Source organism: Agrobacterium tumefaciens, assembly GCA_025559845.1.
GTDB lineage: Bacteria > Pseudomonadota > Alphaproteobacteria > Rhizobiales > Rhizobiaceae > Agrobacterium.
The window spans coordinates 46,585-62,008 of record CP048470.1 but is presented as its reverse complement, the minus strand read 5'-3'; the positions used below and the strand labels follow the sequence as shown (position 1 = coordinate 62,008).

The following is a 15,424-nucleotide window of genomic DNA, read 5'->3' as shown; positions in this document are numbered from 1 at the left end:
ACTCATGACTTCCAGACCAAAGATCGCAATTATCATCGGCTCCACCCGGCCTACGCGGCTCGCCGACAAGCCAGCCCAATGGATGCTCAAGCAGGCGCAGGCGATTGGCGATATCGACGTGGAGATTGTTGATCTTCGCGACCATGATCTTCCGTTCTTCGACGAAATGGCATCGAACCTCTGGATGCCGAGCCAGAACCCGGAAGCCATTCGTTGGCAGGAAACCATTGGTCGCTTCGACGGCTACATATTCGTCGTTGCCGAATACAATCATTCCATCACGGGCGCGCTGAAGAACGCCCTCGACCAAGCATACAAGGAATGGAACCGAAAGCCTTTCACTGCTATCGGCTATGGCGGTGTCGGCGCGGCGCGTGCCGTCGAACACCTGCGGGCGATCGGGACTGAACTGCAGATGGTTTCCACACGGTCTGCGGTCCATATCGCCGGCGGCGACTTCATGGCGATTATGCCGCGAGGTGGCGACAAGGCCATTGAAGATATCGAGGCAAATCTGCTTCACTCGGCGAAGGCAGCACTTGAGGAGTTAATCTGGTGGGCGAAAGCCACAATGGCAGCCAAGAGCGTTAAGCTGTAGTATTCGATAAGCCGGTGGAGTGCGGGACATATCCCGTTCCGCATCTTTGGTCCGAAATCATGGATCTGTGGAGGTCTGTTTTCCAAATCCCTCGCTCATTTCCAGAACATTACCGAGGTCCATAACGTGGCTTACGGCGGACAATGCTTTATTTTTTAGAGTTTCAGAGTTCCAGAGGGTTAGACAAATTGCACCGCGGGTCTACGGTTCGTATCCTTTCAAGACATTAGGGACGCAGATGTGCTCACACCCGCTCCACCGGAACGGCAAAAGTGTAACCAACACCGCGTTCCGTCTTGATGATCCGTGGCGTACTGGCCACCTGTTCCAGCTTGCGTCGGAGGCGCAGAATCTGCACGTCGATACTCCTGTCGAAGATATCCTCATGCACTCTCGTCGCCTGCAGAAGATGCTCGCGGGTGAGAGGGCGGCCGGCGGCCTCGAGGAAGGCGACCAGGAGCGTATATTCGTTCTTGGTCAAAACGACCGGCAACCCTTCGGGGTTCATCAGTTGTCGCGTTCGCAAGCGAAGTTCCCAGCCTTCGAAGCGCCACTTCCCGCTTTCTGCCTTGCGCTTAGGGTTGGTCAGGCCTGCCGAGCGACGGCGCAGTACTGCACGAATCCTAGCTAGAAGTTCACGCACGCCGAAGGGCTTTGCAAGATAGTCGTCGGCTCCCAGTTCCAGTCCCACCACGCGGTCGATTTCATCTAGGCGATGGCCTGTGATGATGATGACCGGAACATCGGTACGCGTGCGTAATTCGCGCAGTATATCCAAGCCATCGTCGTTTCGCAGCTGTAGGTCCAGTACGACAAGGTCGGGATCAAACTTCTCGTAAGCGATGAATGCTTCCTCGCGGGTGCCGACATGCTCGGCTACGATGTTGCTCTTGCGCATGTACGCGACCAGCATTTGCCCCAATGCGGGATCGTCATCGATCACCAGCACGCTGGCCCTGTTGCGGTTTTCTGACATCGATATTCCACTGCTTTTGTTGCCGAAATGCGGGATGAACCCTTCACTTGAGTGGAACCAGCCGGCCGTCGGCGCTCATCCGTTCGCGATCACTTGCATTGTTGTGCGTGATCAAGCGCCACAGCCCGAACATGCTGACCACAAGGCTTACTGTATCGATGAAGGCGATTGGAGACATCATCAGTATGTCGTGTGCGAGCCAAAGGGCAGTGCCGGCCATGATTAGAACCCGTAGCATGAGTTCCTGGCTATGGGCCCGGCCTATCGCAATCAGCACCGATCCGGCTGCGGCGAAAAGAGAGGCGGGCCCATTCCAGGTCATCAGCGGTAACACGAGCATTGCACCGATGAGTATGAATGTAAGCATGCGCCCGACGCGGGCGTTGGCGACAACGAGCGCGATGCCGATCTGTGCTGTCCCCAGCAGATTTGCCAATGCACCGGTCATTGCTCCGAGCAAAGCATAGTGCAGGGCGAAGCCAATGCCGATTCCGATCTGTACCGTTAGTATGGTCGTCCGGCTGCGAAACAATGGCCAGATCATCAGGCATACGGAGCCAAAAATGGCCGCTGCTGTCGAGAGTTGCAGGTCGAGGTTGATGGGAAACATGGCTGCTCACAAAGTCGGCGTTGCTCCCCGCGCGCTATCGCGCGAAGGGAGACAAAACATGAAGATGATCGGTCATCCGCTTTCGCTCAGATCGAGCGTGCGCGCGGACTGTCCTGTTGAGCGACCGCGGCAAGTGCGGCAGCGAGGAATGAAAGAAGGATACGGGTGACCAGATCCGGCACTTCGAGTGACGAGATGTGGCCGGCACCCGGCAGTTCGACAAATTCGCAGTTCAGGATCTGCGCCATAAGTCGACCTTCCTCGGGTGGTCGCGACAGGTCGTGTTCACCGGTCATCACCAATGCGGGCTTCTCGAGACGACGAAGATCGTCAAGTCCATCCCGTCGAGCGAAGATCATCCGACCGAGCGGGATGATCGTGTTGACCAGAAGCTGGCGGTCGGTCTGGCGCAGCCGGGTGCGAAAGCCCTCGATAAGGCCTTGGCGATCGCGGGAGCTCGACGGACTGAAGAATAGCGGCAGCAGGCCCTCGACGATCTGGTCGGGTACTGCTGCCAAAGCGGCAACTGTGTCCAGCATAGAGAAGTATCGAGAACGTGTCTCCAACTTCTCGCTTCCCATATAGGTGCCAAGTAGAGCCAGTGCGGTGACCCGTTCCGGGTGGGACAAGGCGAGCTCCGCTCCCCACATTCCGCCGACCGAGAGGCCCACGATCGCGAACTTTTTGATATCGAGTGCATCGAGCAGAGCGAGGTGATGCTGGGCAACCTGTCGCAGGTCGGAGGTGCCGGCCGGCATGGCAGCGCTTTGACCATGTGCCCACAGTTCAGGGACTATGACACGGTAGCGCCGGGAAAGTGACTGGATCTGCGGGATCCACATTTCGGCCGACCAGAGATAGCTATGGCCCAGCACGACCACTTCGCCGGACCCCATGTCTGTTGATTGCCACTGAGAACTGACCCGGCGTTTCCACCGAGAATTGACCCGCCTTTAGGTATGTTTCGGGTCTGCGGTCGTGGTCAAGTTCCTCGTTTTCTCCTTTGTCGTTTTGGTGTCGTGCGCGGAGCTGTTCTTGAAGCGGAAGCTGTCGTTTCCGGTCTCAAGGATGTGGCAATGATGGGTAAGCCGATCGAGCAATGCCGTGGTCATCTTGGCATCACCGAAGACGCTGGCCCATTCGCTGAAGCTGAGGTTCGTCGTGATGATGACGCTGGTTCGCTCGTAGAGTTTGCTGAGCAGATGGAAGAGCATAGCACCGCCCGATGCACTGAACGGCAAGTAACCGAGCTCATCGAGGATGACGAGATCGGAGTGGACGAGCCGATTGGCGATCTGGCCGGACCGTCCTTGCGCCTTCTCCTGTTCCAGCGCGTTGACCAGCTCGACTGTTGAGAAGAACCGAACCCGTTTGTGGTGATGCTCGATGGCCTGGACACCGATCGCGGTGGCAATGTGTGTCTTGCCCGTGCCGGGGCCACCGACCAGAACAATGTTGTTTGCGTCGTCCAGGAAGTCGCAGCGATGAAGCTGCTGCACGAGCGCCTCATTGATCTCGCTGCTGGTAAAATCGAAGCCATTCAGATCACGATAGGCAGGGAAGCGTGCCGTCTTGAGCTGGTAGGCCGTCGAGCGAACTTCCCGTTCCGCGGTCTCTGCTTTCAAGAGCTGCGACAGGATCGGAACGGCAGCCTCGAACGCCGGCGATCCTTGCTCAGTCAGCTCGCCGACGGCTTGTGCCATGCCGTGCATTTTCAGTTGCCGCAGCATGATGACGATCGCGCCGCTTGCTGGATTATGACGCATGGCGAGCCTCCGTCTTTCGCAGGGCATCGTATCGTTCGACATTGGCCTGAGGCTCGTTGATGAGCGTCAGGGCTTGCGGCGCATCGATGGTCGGCGGCGTGAAGGATTTGCCGTCGACAAGTCGATGCAGCAGGTTCAGCACATGCGTCTTGGTCGGAACGCCGGACTTCAGCGCCATGTCGACTGCCGACAGGACGGCCTGTTCATCGTGCTGAAGGACGAGTGCCAGGATATCGACCATCTCCCGGTCTCCGCCTGGCTTCTTGAGCAGATATTGTTGCAAGGCCCGGAATGCATCGGGAAGTTCGACGAATGGTGCACCATTACGCAGAGCGCCTGGCTTGCGTTGCACGACTGCCAGATAGTGCCGCCAGTCGTAAATCGTCTGCCCTGGCCGATCGTGGGAGCGGTCAATGACGCGACGATGCTCGCAAACGATTTGTCCTTCTGCGGCGACCACAACACGGTCCGGGTAAACCCGTAGGCTCACCGGCCGATTGGCGAAGGACGCCGGCACGCTGTAGCGATTGCGCTCCAGATGCACGAGGCAGGTCGGAGAAACACGCTTGGTGTATTCGACAAACCCATCGAAAGGTCTGGAAACAGGCATAAGCGCGGGTACTTCCTCCGCCCAGATGTCGGCAATGGTGCCACGCATCTGACCGTGCGGGGTCTGTGCCCAGAACTCCTTGCAGCGTTGCTCGAGCCAGTCGTTCAGGGCATCCAGCGATGGAAAGCGCGGCGTGGGCTGCCACAGACGATGACGCGCGTCCTGAACGTTCTTCTCGACCTGTCCCTTCTCCCAGCCTGAAGCCGGATTCCAGAACTCGGGTTCGAACAGGTAGTGGCTGGCCATCGCCTGGAAGCGAACATTGACGTCACGCTCTTTGCCGCGGCCGACCTTGTCGATCGCGGTCCGCATGTTGTCGTAGATGCCGCGTCCGGGGATGCCACCGAACACGCGGAATGCATGATTGTGGGCATCGAAGAGCATCTCGTGCGTCTGCAGGAGATAGGCTCGCACGATGAAGGCCCGGCTGTAGCTCAGCTTCGTGTGCGCCACCTGCAGTTTGGTGCGCTCATTGCCGATGATCGCCCAATCTTCCGACCAGTCGAACTGGAAGGCTTCGCCGGGATCGAACGCCAGAGGCACATATGTCCCGCGGCCCGTCGTCTGCAATTCTCTCTGCCGATCATCACGCCATTCCCGAGCAAAGGCCGCTACCCGATTATAGGAGCCCCCGTAGCCAAGGCTCATCAGATCGGCATGTAACTGCTTCATCGTCCGCTTCTGTTTGCGGTTTCTCTTCGATTCGGTCTTCAGCCAGGCCGACAACCGATCGGCAAAAGGATCAAGCTTGCTCGGCCGCTCCGGGACCTTGAACTTCGGCTCCACGCCGTCCAGGCGCAGGTATTTGCGAATGGTATTCCGGGATAGGCCGGTCCTGCGGCAAATCTCCCGGATCGATAGTTCTTCTCGAAAATGCCAGCGTCGGATCACGCTCAATAACGCCATGTCGATCACTCCATAGCCCCCGCTGAAAACATGCGAGGGAAGGTTGGAACATGGGTCAATTCTCAATGGAAATATCAGGCCACGCCGGGTCAGTTCTCAGTGGCAATCAACACTTCATGCCGCTTTGCAGGTTAGGGGATCCGGCCTCTTCCTGCAAAATGGCGGGTTCTCTATTCGATTCCGTTCGAGAGTCTAGGAAACGGAACTGAACGATGGAGACATTTTGTCCTGTCCAGCACCGCGTTGTGGGCGTTGATAGATTGACGTCTTACCCGTTCTTAGACCACGGCAGGAAACGGTAGTCGCGCGTATCTTCAAGGAGGGCACGGCAGGCTTCAAAGTTGGGCTAAGTGCCGAAAACTACATCTCGATCACAGGCACATCCCGCGCCACAGCAACACGCGACCTTCAGCAACTCGTGGAGATCGGTGCATTGACGCGTCGGGGTGATTGCTGCCAGTCTCATGAACTCCACGACAGTCATCATCTGGAGAACGGCTGTTCGATTTATCTCAAGAGCTTAATGTCCTTAAATTTTCACCTTCACGGCAGGGCTGATCGGTTGCTTGTCTAACGCCAAATTTACGAAGGCGAATGCGACTCACCGTTCCCTGGTTACACTTACACGCTGCCATTGAAGCAACTCTGCTAGAGTACCAAGAAGGCTCTTTCGGCAACTCAAATAGTTTAGAAAATCTAACGACTCTCTCCATCTTTCTAAATTGAGCTAATTTCTTCTGCGGTATACGTTTTTTTTCAGAGCTGCTCGGGAGGCAGCTGGGAGTGGCGGCTAACCCCGCGCTTCCCCGGAGGAAATTAAGCGTTTTTCAGCCACCGTGAACCAGTCGGGCATGGCGCCTTGCTGCGGTGAGCCCTTATGCGCTGACGTTGCGGGGCACTCCTCATATTCATTCCCTAGTCGAGGACGCTGTCTTATGAATCTCTATTCTCTTCTTTCTTTGCGCGCCGCCAATGGTAAACCCGTGCGGGTGGGGTTGATCGGCGCCGGCAAGTTCGGTTCGATGGTGCTGGCTCAGGCACAGCGCATTGACGGTCTCCATATGGTGGCTGTTGCCGACCTCGATGTGGGCAAGGCGAAGGAATCAATGAACCGCGTTGGCTGGCCGAAGGAGCGTTATTCTGCCACCAGCAGCGGCGATGCCATCAAGAACGGCACGACCTTCGTAACGGACGACGTCAACGCATTGCTCGAATGCGGCGAAATCGAATGCGTCATCGAAGCGACGGGCCACCCGATTGCCGGTACCCGCCATGCGCTAGGAGCGATCGAACACAACAAGCATGTGGTCATGGTCAATGTCGAAGCCGACGTGATGGTCGGGCCGATCCTCGCGGAAAAAGCCCGCGCCAAGGGCCTGATCTATTCCATGGCCTACGGCGACCAGCCGGCTCTTATCTGCGAACTGGTCGATTGGGCCAGAGCCACAGGCTTTGAAATCACGTCCGCCGGCAAGGGCATGAATTTCGAGCCGCGCTACCGGTATTCCACGCCGGATACGGTCTGGGGTCTGTTCGGCTGGACCGAGGAACAGGTGGCTGCCGACAATCTCAATCCGAAGCTCTACAACTCCTTCACCGATGGCACGAAGGCCGCCATTGAAATGGCGGCGGTTGCCAATGGTACCGGTCTTGATTGCCCTGATGATGGTCTCGCGTTTCCACCGGCGGGTCTGCATGATCTGGCTCGGGTGTTCCGTCCGGTGGCCGATGGCGGCCGCATGGCACGCTCGGGTCTGGTCGATATCGCCGCAAGCCAGGAGCCGGACGGCCGCGAGGTGTTCAACAACATCCGTTATGGCGTCTTCGTGACATTCAAGGCTCACAACGAATATGCGCGTGCCTGCTTCAAGCAATATGGCCTGCTGACCGATCCGTCCGGTTGGTATGCGTCGATGTGGCGTCCCTTCCACATCATCGGCCTTGAAACTTCGATCAGCGTCTTGTCTGCGGTACTGCGCAACGAGCCGACCGGATGCTCCAAGGAGTTCCGTGGCGATGCCGTCGCGACCGCAAAGAAGGACATGCAGCCCGGCGAGATGCTGGACGGCGAGGGCGGTTATGCTGTCTGGGCCAATGCCATTCCCGCAAGCCGCAGTCTTGACCTAAAGGCTCTGCCGATCGGTCTTGCACACAATGTCAAGCTCAAGCGTGCTATCAAGAAAGACCAGATCGTGTCGTTCGATGACGTTGAACTCGTCAAGGATCTGGATGTCGTCAACCTTCGCCGCGAGATGGAGGATCGCTTCCGTCCCAGCAAGATCGCTGCGGAGTGAGTGCCGTGACGTCGCTGAACAACGAAGCCTTCGTCGTGATTGCGGAGTTCCAGGTAAAACCTAGTAAGCTCGCCGCTTTTCTGGAGGCCGCGCGTGACGACGCGAAACACTCGGTTGAGGATGAACCGGGTTGCCGACAGTTCGACGTTATCTGCCCGGAAGGCTCCGATGATACCGTCGTCTTCTATGAAGTCTACGACAGTCGTGCGGCGTTCGACGCCCATCTGGAAACGCCTCATCTGGGGCGTTTTCGGGAGGCATTCCCGCCACTGATCGTGGAAGAGCGGCCAGTTCGCTTTTGCGCGCGGCAATATCCTTGATATGCGGGGCATAAAGTCATGACCAGCAAGATCAATCGCATTGCCGTCATCGGTACCGGCATCATGGGTGCGCCCATGGCCGGCCGCCTGGCTGATGCGGGCTTTCAGGTTCAGGTCTGGAACCGGACACCGGAGAAGGCCGCAGTTCTCCGGTCGGAAGGCATTTCGATCGTTGAGAGGGCAGATGCCGCAGCGAAAGATGCGGATGTCACCATCTGCATGCTGAGCTCCGGCCCTGTTTGCGAAGCGGTGCTGCTTGGCGACGGCGGCGTTGTCCAGGCAATACGGCCGGGGTCCGTATTGGTTGTGATGAGTTCCATCCCCGTGGAAACGGCCATTGCGATCGGCGAGGCATCCGCCGCAAGAGGCATCGCCTGTCTCGATGCTCCGGTTTCGGGCGGGGAAAAGGGGGCCAAGGAAGGCACGTTGGCGATCATGGCCGGCGGTGACGAGGCAGCGGTTGACCGTCTCGATCCGGTCTTTGCCTGTCTCGGACGCGTCACGCATGTCGGCCCGTCTGGCAGCGGTGCGCTGACGAAGCTCGCAAACCAGCTTATCGTCGCATCGACGATCTGCGCTGTCGCCGAAGCGTTGACACTTGCTGCACGTGGCGGCGCGAACCCCGCGAAGGTCCGCGAAGCTCTGCTCGGCGGCTTCGCCGATTCGACGATATTCCGGCAACACGGGCTACGCATGGTTGAGGGCAATTTCGTACCCGGTGGCCCTGCGAAATATCAAGTGAAGGACACATCCACGGCGCTGGCTTTTGCGCGAAGCCGTGGGTTGACACTACCGGTTGGCGAGGAGGTTGACCGGCTCTTCCAGGCTATGGTCGATAATGGCGATGGCGATCTGGATCACAGCGGGATTATCCGCGAACTACAGCGCATGAATCAACAATGAGCATGCCAAACACATGCTAGTTTGACCATCAACGGGAGGAATGACCATGAAACACTTTACGATTCGCAGCCTGATCGCCGCAGCGGCTTTGATGACCGTTTCGGTCGCCCATGCGGAAACCCTGACGTTGTCCACGCCGGATGCGGACACATCGGAAATCACGCTCGCTGCAAAGAAATTTGCCGAAATCGTTTCCACCAAGACCAATGGCGAACTCACCATCAAGGTCTTTCCGAACGGCACGCTCTATGGTGGCGACCCGTCCGCAGGAGTGAAGCAGTTGGCCGGCGGCTCGCTGGATATGCTGCTCAACTCGACATCGCTCTACGCAACGTTCAATCCCAAGTTCACGGCGATCGCAATACCCTATCAATTCCGCAATATCGAGCAGCTGCGGGCCTATCTCGACAGCGACCTCGGCCAGGAACTGCAGTCGGATCTCGGCAATATCGGCATCAAGGGTGTCGATCTCTGGTCCCGTCCGCTCCGCCAGATCACCAATTCGAAGCTCCCGATCACGTCACCTGCCGATATGAAGGGAATGAAGCTGCGCGTGCCGAACAATCCGCTGTGGGTCGAATTTTTTGGCGCCATGGGGGCCGCCCCGACACCGATGGCGTTCGCGGAAGTTTATAACGCCTTGCAGCTGAAAGTCGTCGATGGTCAGGAAAATCCGGTCAACGTACCGGTCAGCGCCAAGCTTTACGAAGTCCAGAAATACGCGACTATCAGCAATCATATTGCCGATGCATGGGTGCTTGGCATGAACCCTCGTCGCTATGATGGGTTGAGCGATGCTTTCAAGACAGCGCTGAACGAAGCAGCGAAGGAAACGGAAGCCTGGAAGGCCGAGAATGATGCTGCCGATATCGAAAAGTCGATCGCGACGCTGAAGGCGAATGGCATGGAGGTCAACGAACTGACCGATGACCAGCGCAAGGCCTTCGTCGATGTCGCTGCGGGTCTCGAGGAGAGATTCTCGGCACTCGTGAAGGACCAGTCCTTCTTCGATCGCACGCGCGCCTTCACCACCACCAACTGATGCCTCGCCGGCGCTTTGTCTTAAGGCAAGGTGCCGGTTTCCCATCCGTCTATGCACACTTGTTGGAAGGGCATTCGCATGCGTAGTTCTATGAGTTCACTGCTGGGTACTGTGGTTAGAATCATTGCCGATGTTGCAGCGGGTGCTGCCTGTGCCGGCGTCCTGATCGTCGTCCTTCTGCAGGTCATCGGCCGGTTGACGGGGCACCCTTTGCCCTGGACTGAGGAGGCCACCCGCTTTCTGTTTATCTGGATGGTTTTTCTCGGCTTGGCGGCAGGTTTCCGCACGGTGGAAAGCGCCCGCGTGGTTGTCTTCCTCGTTATGGGCCGACGGCTGTTCCAGCATCTGGCGGTGCCGATCTATGTCGGGTCATCGGTTTTCTTCTTCGGGCTGATGGGCTGGACCGGGTTCACGCTCATGCGCCAGCAAATCATGATGAACGAAACGGCTGCGACCCTGCCCATTCCCATGTGGCTCATTGGTATGGTCATGCCGGTGTCGGCAGTCATTGCGATATTGGCGATCGTCGACTCACTGCACAGCCGTCGCGATCTGATCGCCCTTCCCGAACTCGGACTTCCGGCGGGCGAGATTGCCCATGCCGATGTGTCCATCACATCAGGACATTGATCCATGTCGGTCTTTCTTCTCGTCGCCTTCTTCGGGCTCAGCATGCTCGGCATCCCGCTTGCTGTTGCCTTGGCACTGGCCAGCGTCGCCACCTTGTGGCTCTTCACCTCGATGCCGCTCGATCTGTTGTCACAGACCATGTTCTCCTCGATGAACTCGTTTCTGCTGGTTGCGGTGCCTCTGTTTATTCTGGTTGGCACCGTAATGGAGCGTGGGCGAGTGGCCGAGCGCATCTTCGATTTCGCTGAAGCCATCGTCGGCTGGCTGCCTGGCGGCCTGGGCCACGTCAACGTGATTTCGTCGGTGATCTTCTCCGGCGTGTCCGGCTCCTCCGTTGCCGATATCGCCTCGGTTGGCGCCATCGAGATCAAGGCCATGGAGCGTCACGGATTTCCGAAGGGTTATGCGGTCGGTATGACGCTCTGTACCGCGACACTGTCGTCGATAATTCCGCCATCGATCCTGGTCGTCATTGCAGGCTCGATCGCCAATGTTTCCATCGGGACGTTGCTGGTAGCTGGTCTGGTGCCAGGCCTCTTCATCGCCTTCGCCTTCATGGTCTTCAACCACTTCTATTCCGTCTACTACGGCTATAACCCTCCGTCGCCGTTCAACCTGCGCATGGTTGTCGTGACGGGGTTGCGCGCCATCCTTCCGATGCTCACACCGCTGATCCTGATCATCGGCATTGCCAGCGGCCTGTTCACGCCGACGGAAGCAGCCGCCATCGCAGTGGTCTATGTCGGAATACTTGGCGTTCTGGTCTATCGGACGCTGCCTGTTAACGAACTGCCGGAAATCCTGATCTCGACGGCACGTATTTCCGGAACGATCCTGTTCATCGCCGCAACGTCCCAAATTGCCGCCTGGGTGTTCACCTATGACGGCTTGCCGGAGAAGGTCGCCGACCTGCTGCAGGCAATGAACCTCGGTCCGCTGACGGGCATGCTGGTCATCTTCGTCTTCCTGCTGATAATCGGCATCTTCATGGAAGCCATTCCGGCCATGTTTATCCTCATTCCAGTGCTGATGCCGCCGGTGGAGGCGCTCGGCATCGATCCGATCCACTTTCTGATCGTGACCGTCATGACACTGACACTCGGTCTCGTGACGCCACCGGTCGGCGTTTGCCTGTTTGCCGCAGCGCAGGTGGCCAATATGAGGGTCGAGGACGTCATCCGTGGTTCGCTTGCGCCGATGGCGGTGCTAACACTGGCTATCTTCGCCCTGGTGCTCTTCCCCGTCCTGACACTCGGTCCGATACGTCTGCTGGGGATGTATTGAGCATGAAGGGCAGCAAGCCACCTTCATTCGGAGTGGCCAAATACCCAAGGTTTTTCGTGGTCATGGGAGTCGTGGGGCAGGGAAATTAGAGATAGGTCGGCGTCCCGCCTGCCTTCTCGGTTTTAAAGCGTAGCGATCAGGAGTTGTTGCGAGACCGGCACCAGAGGTTCGCTTCCTGTTCTTATATGGCTCTTCTGAGTTGATCTCAGCGCGTCTGGGTACCCGGCGGCGACGAAGAGGAAATCTGGCTTGAAATAACGCTGCCGCCAAATCTGCTTGCGGAGAGGGCGGCGGCCGAACTGCTTGATCCCGCTCGCTCAACGGGACAGCGAGCCCGAGGGATAGGCTGTCTGCCAAGCCTCCTTTTCCATTCGCAGCCACTCGAGAAATATACGCACCTTTTTCTGCCGAAGATGATCACGCGGACAAACGATCCATTGTGTCGTAATCCTGACGATTGGCGGGGAAGCCACCGGGCAGACCAGACGCCCGCTTTCAATTTCGTCACCCATCATGAGCGTGCTTTCGAGAGCGATGCCCATGCCCCGGACCGCAGCGTCAATCGCCATGTGACTTCGGTCGAACAGGATACGGCGCCAACGTTCTTTCGGAGCGATTCCGGCTAGCGGAAACCAGCCATTCCACTGCGCTTGCGATTTTGCAGAATGTATCAGGCGATGATCAAGCAGGTCTTCAGGCTTCATGCTGCCAGCCGGTGCATAATCTGGAGAACAGACCGGATAGAACTGCTCGTCTGCGACACCCTCGACGAAAAGGCCCGGCCAGCGGCCGTCCCCATGCCTGATCTCGATATCGACGGCTTCCTGGTTGAAGTCTGTCGGTTCGTTGGTGCCATCGAGGCGAAGCTCGAGGTCGGGATGCTTGTCGAGCAGGGTGCTCAGGCGCGGCAGCAGCCATTTGTTGGACAGGGTAGGGGTAGCGCGCACTGTCAATGTCGTAATGGACCTGAAGCCCCGGATCGTTCCCGTCGCGTCTTCGATACGCTCGATCTGATCGGCGATCATCGAGAAATATCGCTCGCCGGCCTCTGTCAAAACGATACCGCGGCCGGCTTTCGCCAAAAGCGCCACCCCGAGTTGCCCTTCCAGCAATTGAATCTGCTGGCTGACGGCGGATGGTGTCACGCTCAGCTCTTCTGCTGCCCGCGAGATGCTTCCTGCCCGTGCGGCTGCGTGGAAAACCAGGATCGACTTGATGGGGAGTTGCATACTTGTCCTGAACTCTCTTGGTCGAGCTAATCTATTGCAAGTGTTTCTGAAAAGAAACGCTCCCTTTGGGCAAAGTACGGTCCGCGACAACACCGGGCAATGCGAAAATGCATCGCTGCGATGCAAGCTCCCGACTGCAGCCCGCCGCCTGTTTCCTCTATAAAGCCTTCAAGAGTTCACATCATAAAGCGATCCAATGACCCACGGTTCAGAACATACACGTTGGCATGTCGGCCAGAAACTGTGGGAGGCACTCGTCTGCGCGCGGACACGTTAGGCTCAGCGCATGCTGTCGCAGAGCAAAAAGCGTATTGAACGCTGAAAAAAGTGCAGGAACTTTCGAGGTTCGGCGTCGTCCTTACACGCAGTCGTTCAAATTGGTTGCGTTCCAAACGGCAAACATCGTTAAGTCTGCCAGACAGACCAGCGTCCTATGAGGGGCGCTGTTCAATAGCTCAATCGTTTGCATCCACGCTGCAGTTCGCATCTTTTCAAGACCCTTCGCCTGCACAGATGGTGAGGATCGCAGTAACAGGCGATCCGCGCCCTTTTCAGTTTGTCTAACGACAATGCGCTCAAGCCGGCTGAGATCGTAGGCGCTGTCGAGTTCCAGACGGTCGCGAACCCGGTGCCGCAATATTTCGATATCGGCTTTTACCAGAAGCTCCTGCAACGGCCGGATGGACGTTAGAAGCGCAGGAACGCTGTCACTACCGAAATAAATTGCTGCCAGTCTAATGAGCTCCACCAAGGTCGCTATCCATGAGAGCGGCTGTTCGATTCCCAAAGAGCAGCCACTGGCGTGGAACATCAGCTCCGAAGGCAAAATTCTCACACACGCAGGCTGTGGCAGCTTCGCGATCACGCTGCAAATTCTGCAGATACAGCACCTTGTGCACGCAGGGGTTAACGCGAAGGTGATGATAGCCATGCCACCGGAGAAACGATGCAGTGTAGCGACCGGACGCTGAAGCTGCTAAACGCATCGCTAATTCCCCCAGGAAAAGGAACCGTCATGATTCAGCCGACGACTTCGTTCAAGGAAAATCTGCAAGGTCTGCCGTCCATTGAAGGTGTCGCTCGGATAGACCTTACCGACGGGGCTGGTGTGATTGTCGCGACGATCGAAAACCAGCCCGGCAAACAGGGGTCGCTCGCAGTCTACCAATATCTCCAGCAATGCTTCGGTGTGCTCAATGTGGAGGCTGCCACCCACGCGGTCGATGTTTTCGCCGAACACGGTGACGATGCAAAGAAGCGACCCGGTGCTCACCCGAATATCGATCGATTGCTTGAAATCATTGACGGCGCCGCGCCGTTGAACATCAGGGTTGTTGCCCGGTAGGAGCTTGCTTGCCTGTTCGGATGGATCCTTGTTTCCTGGCAGCCTTGGAGAAATGCTGGAAATCCGGATCCTCGCGTCGAGAAGGGGGATATTGTGCTTGCCATGCATCTGCGTTCCTTGACGTCAATTCCCAGGTTCTTCTCATAGGGAAAGGTGGGCCTAATTCATGCTATCTCGAGGAGTAAGAGTGCTGGTTGTCTCTGGCCGCAGGCTTTGTTTGGGGGCAATCGTTCTGTTGATGACCCTAGGAGCCGCGATGTCGCAGAGCGACGATTACCGCCTGATCAATGCGGTCGAGCAGGGCGATGTGCCTGCCGTTGCGGCTATGCTGAAGGCCGGAATGAATGTGGACGTCCGGAACGAGCGGCGGCAAACTGCCTTGCTTGTTGCTACGCATGCAAACAACGTCGCAATTGCCCGCGTGTTGATCGAGGCTGGCGCGGATGTAAATGCAAAGGACGATATTCAGGATAGCCCCTATCTGTACGCAGGCGCGCGAGGGCATCTGGAAATCCTCAAGCTGACGATTGCCCATGGAGCGGACCTGCGAAGCACCAATCGATACGGAGGCACAGCGCTGATACCAGCGTCAGAGCGCGGCCATGTGGAGACTGTCGAGACGCTCATTGCGGCAGGTGTCGATGTAGACCACGTCAACAATCTCGGATGGACAGCCCTGCTCGAAGCCATCATTTTGAGTGACGGCGGGCCGAAGCACGTTGAGATCGTAAAGCGCCTTGTCGATGCGGGTGCAAATGTACAACTTGCCGACGGCGATAACGTGACCCCGATCGAGCATGCGCAAAAGAGAGGCTATGCGGAAATCGTGGCGATCCTGAAAGGACGATAGGTTTTTCGCCTTCGGATCTTTTTCTGGGATGTCCAGGCTGAATGTGCCGGAAGTGTCACCG

16 protein-coding genes are annotated in these 15,424 nt (G+C 57.5%); 9 read left to right on the top strand and 7 right to left on the bottom strand.

Features of this window, described 5'->3' with window-relative positions:
• The first annotated feature begins 4 nt into the window (after positions 1-4).
• Positions 5-598: an NAD(P)H-dependent oxidoreductase gene (locus FY156_16845; GenBank protein ID UXS03241.1), complete on the top strand. Its 594-nt coding sequence runs from the start codon at positions 5-7 to the stop codon at positions 596-598.
• 244 nt (positions 599-842) lie between these two features.
• Here the strand turns inward: FY156_16845 and FY156_16840 are convergent, their stop codons facing one another.
• From FY156_16840 to FY156_16820, 5 genes are all read right to left on the bottom strand, one after another.
• Positions 843-1,574 carry a response regulator gene (locus FY156_16840; protein ID UXS03240.1) on the bottom strand — a complete coding sequence of 244 codons (732 nt, stop codon included), beginning with the start codon at positions 1,572-1,574 and terminating at the stop codon, positions 843-845.
• A 43-nt stretch (positions 1,575-1,617) separates the two neighbouring features.
• Positions 1,618-2,184, bottom strand: a complete 567-nt coding sequence (locus FY156_16835) for a YgjV family protein (GenBank protein UXS03239.1) — start codon at positions 2,182-2,184, stop codon at positions 1,618-1,620.
• A gap of 86 nt (positions 2,185-2,270) precedes the next feature.
• Positions 2,271-3,080 (bottom strand): alpha/beta fold hydrolase, encoded by an 810-nt coding sequence (locus FY156_16830; GenBank protein UXS03238.1) that lies wholly within the window; start codon positions 3,078-3,080, stop codon positions 2,271-2,273.
• 57 nt (positions 3,081-3,137) lie between these two features.
• Positions 3,138-3,950, bottom strand: a complete 813-nt coding sequence (locus FY156_16825) for an ATP-binding protein (GenBank protein ID UXS03237.1) — start codon at positions 3,948-3,950, stop codon at positions 3,138-3,140.
• Entirely contained in the window at positions 3,940-5,466 is a 1,527-nt protein-coding gene (locus FY156_16820) for an IS21 family transposase (protein UXS03236.1), read from the bottom strand. The genes FY156_16825 and FY156_16820 overlap by 11 nt, the downstream gene beginning before the upstream one ends.
• 935 nt (positions 5,467-6,401) lie before the next feature.
• Between FY156_16820 and FY156_16815 the strand changes: the two genes are divergently transcribed.
• The 6 genes from FY156_16815 (at position 6,402) to FY156_16790 (ending at position 11,939) form a co-directional block, all read left to right on the top strand.
• On the top strand, positions 6,402-7,760 hold the full coding sequence (locus tag FY156_16815) for a flagellar biosynthesis protein FlgA (GenBank protein ID UXS03235.1): 1,359 nt from the start codon (positions 6,402-6,404) through the stop codon (positions 7,758-7,760).
• Between the two features lie 14 nt (positions 7,761-7,774).
• On the top strand, positions 7,775-8,080 hold the full coding sequence (locus FY156_16810; protein UXS05128.1) for an antibiotic biosynthesis monooxygenase: 306 nt from the start codon (positions 7,775-7,777) through the stop codon (positions 8,078-8,080).
• An 18-nt stretch (positions 8,081-8,098) separates the two neighbouring features.
• A complete protein-coding gene (locus tag FY156_16805) occupies positions 8,099-8,983 on the top strand; it encodes an NAD(P)-dependent oxidoreductase (protein UXS03234.1) in 885 nt (294 codons plus the stop codon).
• Between the two features lie 46 nt (positions 8,984-9,029).
• Positions 9,030-10,025 (top strand): DctP family TRAP transporter solute-binding subunit, encoded by a 996-nt coding sequence (locus FY156_16800; GenBank protein ID UXS03233.1) that lies wholly within the window; start codon positions 9,030-9,032, stop codon positions 10,023-10,025.
• 78 nt (positions 10,026-10,103) lie between these two features.
• The gene (locus FY156_16795; protein ID UXS03232.1) at positions 10,104-10,655 is read left to right on the top strand and encodes a TRAP transporter small permease; all 552 of its coding nucleotides are present in this window, start codon (positions 10,104-10,106) and stop codon (positions 10,653-10,655) included.
• Between the two features lie 3 nt (positions 10,656-10,658).
• Entirely contained in the window at positions 10,659-11,939 is a 1,281-nt protein-coding gene (locus FY156_16790) for a TRAP transporter large permease (protein UXS03231.1), read from the top strand.
• Between the two features lie 317 nt (positions 11,940-12,256).
• On the opposite strand, the gene FY156_16785 is transcribed toward FY156_16790, so the two are convergent.
• Together FY156_16785 and FY156_16780 are read right to left on the bottom strand one after the other, a co-directional pair.
• Positions 12,257-13,168, bottom strand: coding sequence for a LysR family transcriptional regulator (locus FY156_16785; protein UXS03230.1), 912 nt, complete (start codon positions 13,166-13,168; stop codon positions 12,257-12,259).
• Positions 13,169-13,526: 358 nt separating this feature from the next.
• Positions 13,527-14,033 (bottom strand): hypothetical protein, encoded by a 507-nt coding sequence (locus FY156_16780; GenBank protein ID UXS03229.1) that lies wholly within the window; start codon positions 14,031-14,033, stop codon positions 13,527-13,529.
• Positions 14,034-14,183: 150 nt separating this feature from the next.
• Between FY156_16780 and FY156_16775 the strand changes: the two genes are divergently transcribed.
• Together FY156_16775 and FY156_16770 are read left to right on the top strand one after the other, a co-directional pair.
• A complete protein-coding gene (locus tag FY156_16775) occupies positions 14,184-14,513 on the top strand; it encodes a DUF2322 family protein (GenBank protein ID UXS03228.1) in 330 nt (109 codons plus the stop codon).
• Positions 14,514-14,751: 238 nt separating this feature from the next.
• Positions 14,752-15,363 carry an ankyrin repeat domain-containing protein gene (locus FY156_16770; GenBank protein UXS05127.1) on the top strand — a complete coding sequence of 204 codons (612 nt, stop codon included), beginning with the start codon at positions 14,752-14,754 and terminating at the stop codon, positions 15,361-15,363.
• The last annotated feature ends 61 nt before the right edge of the window (positions 15,364-15,424 follow it).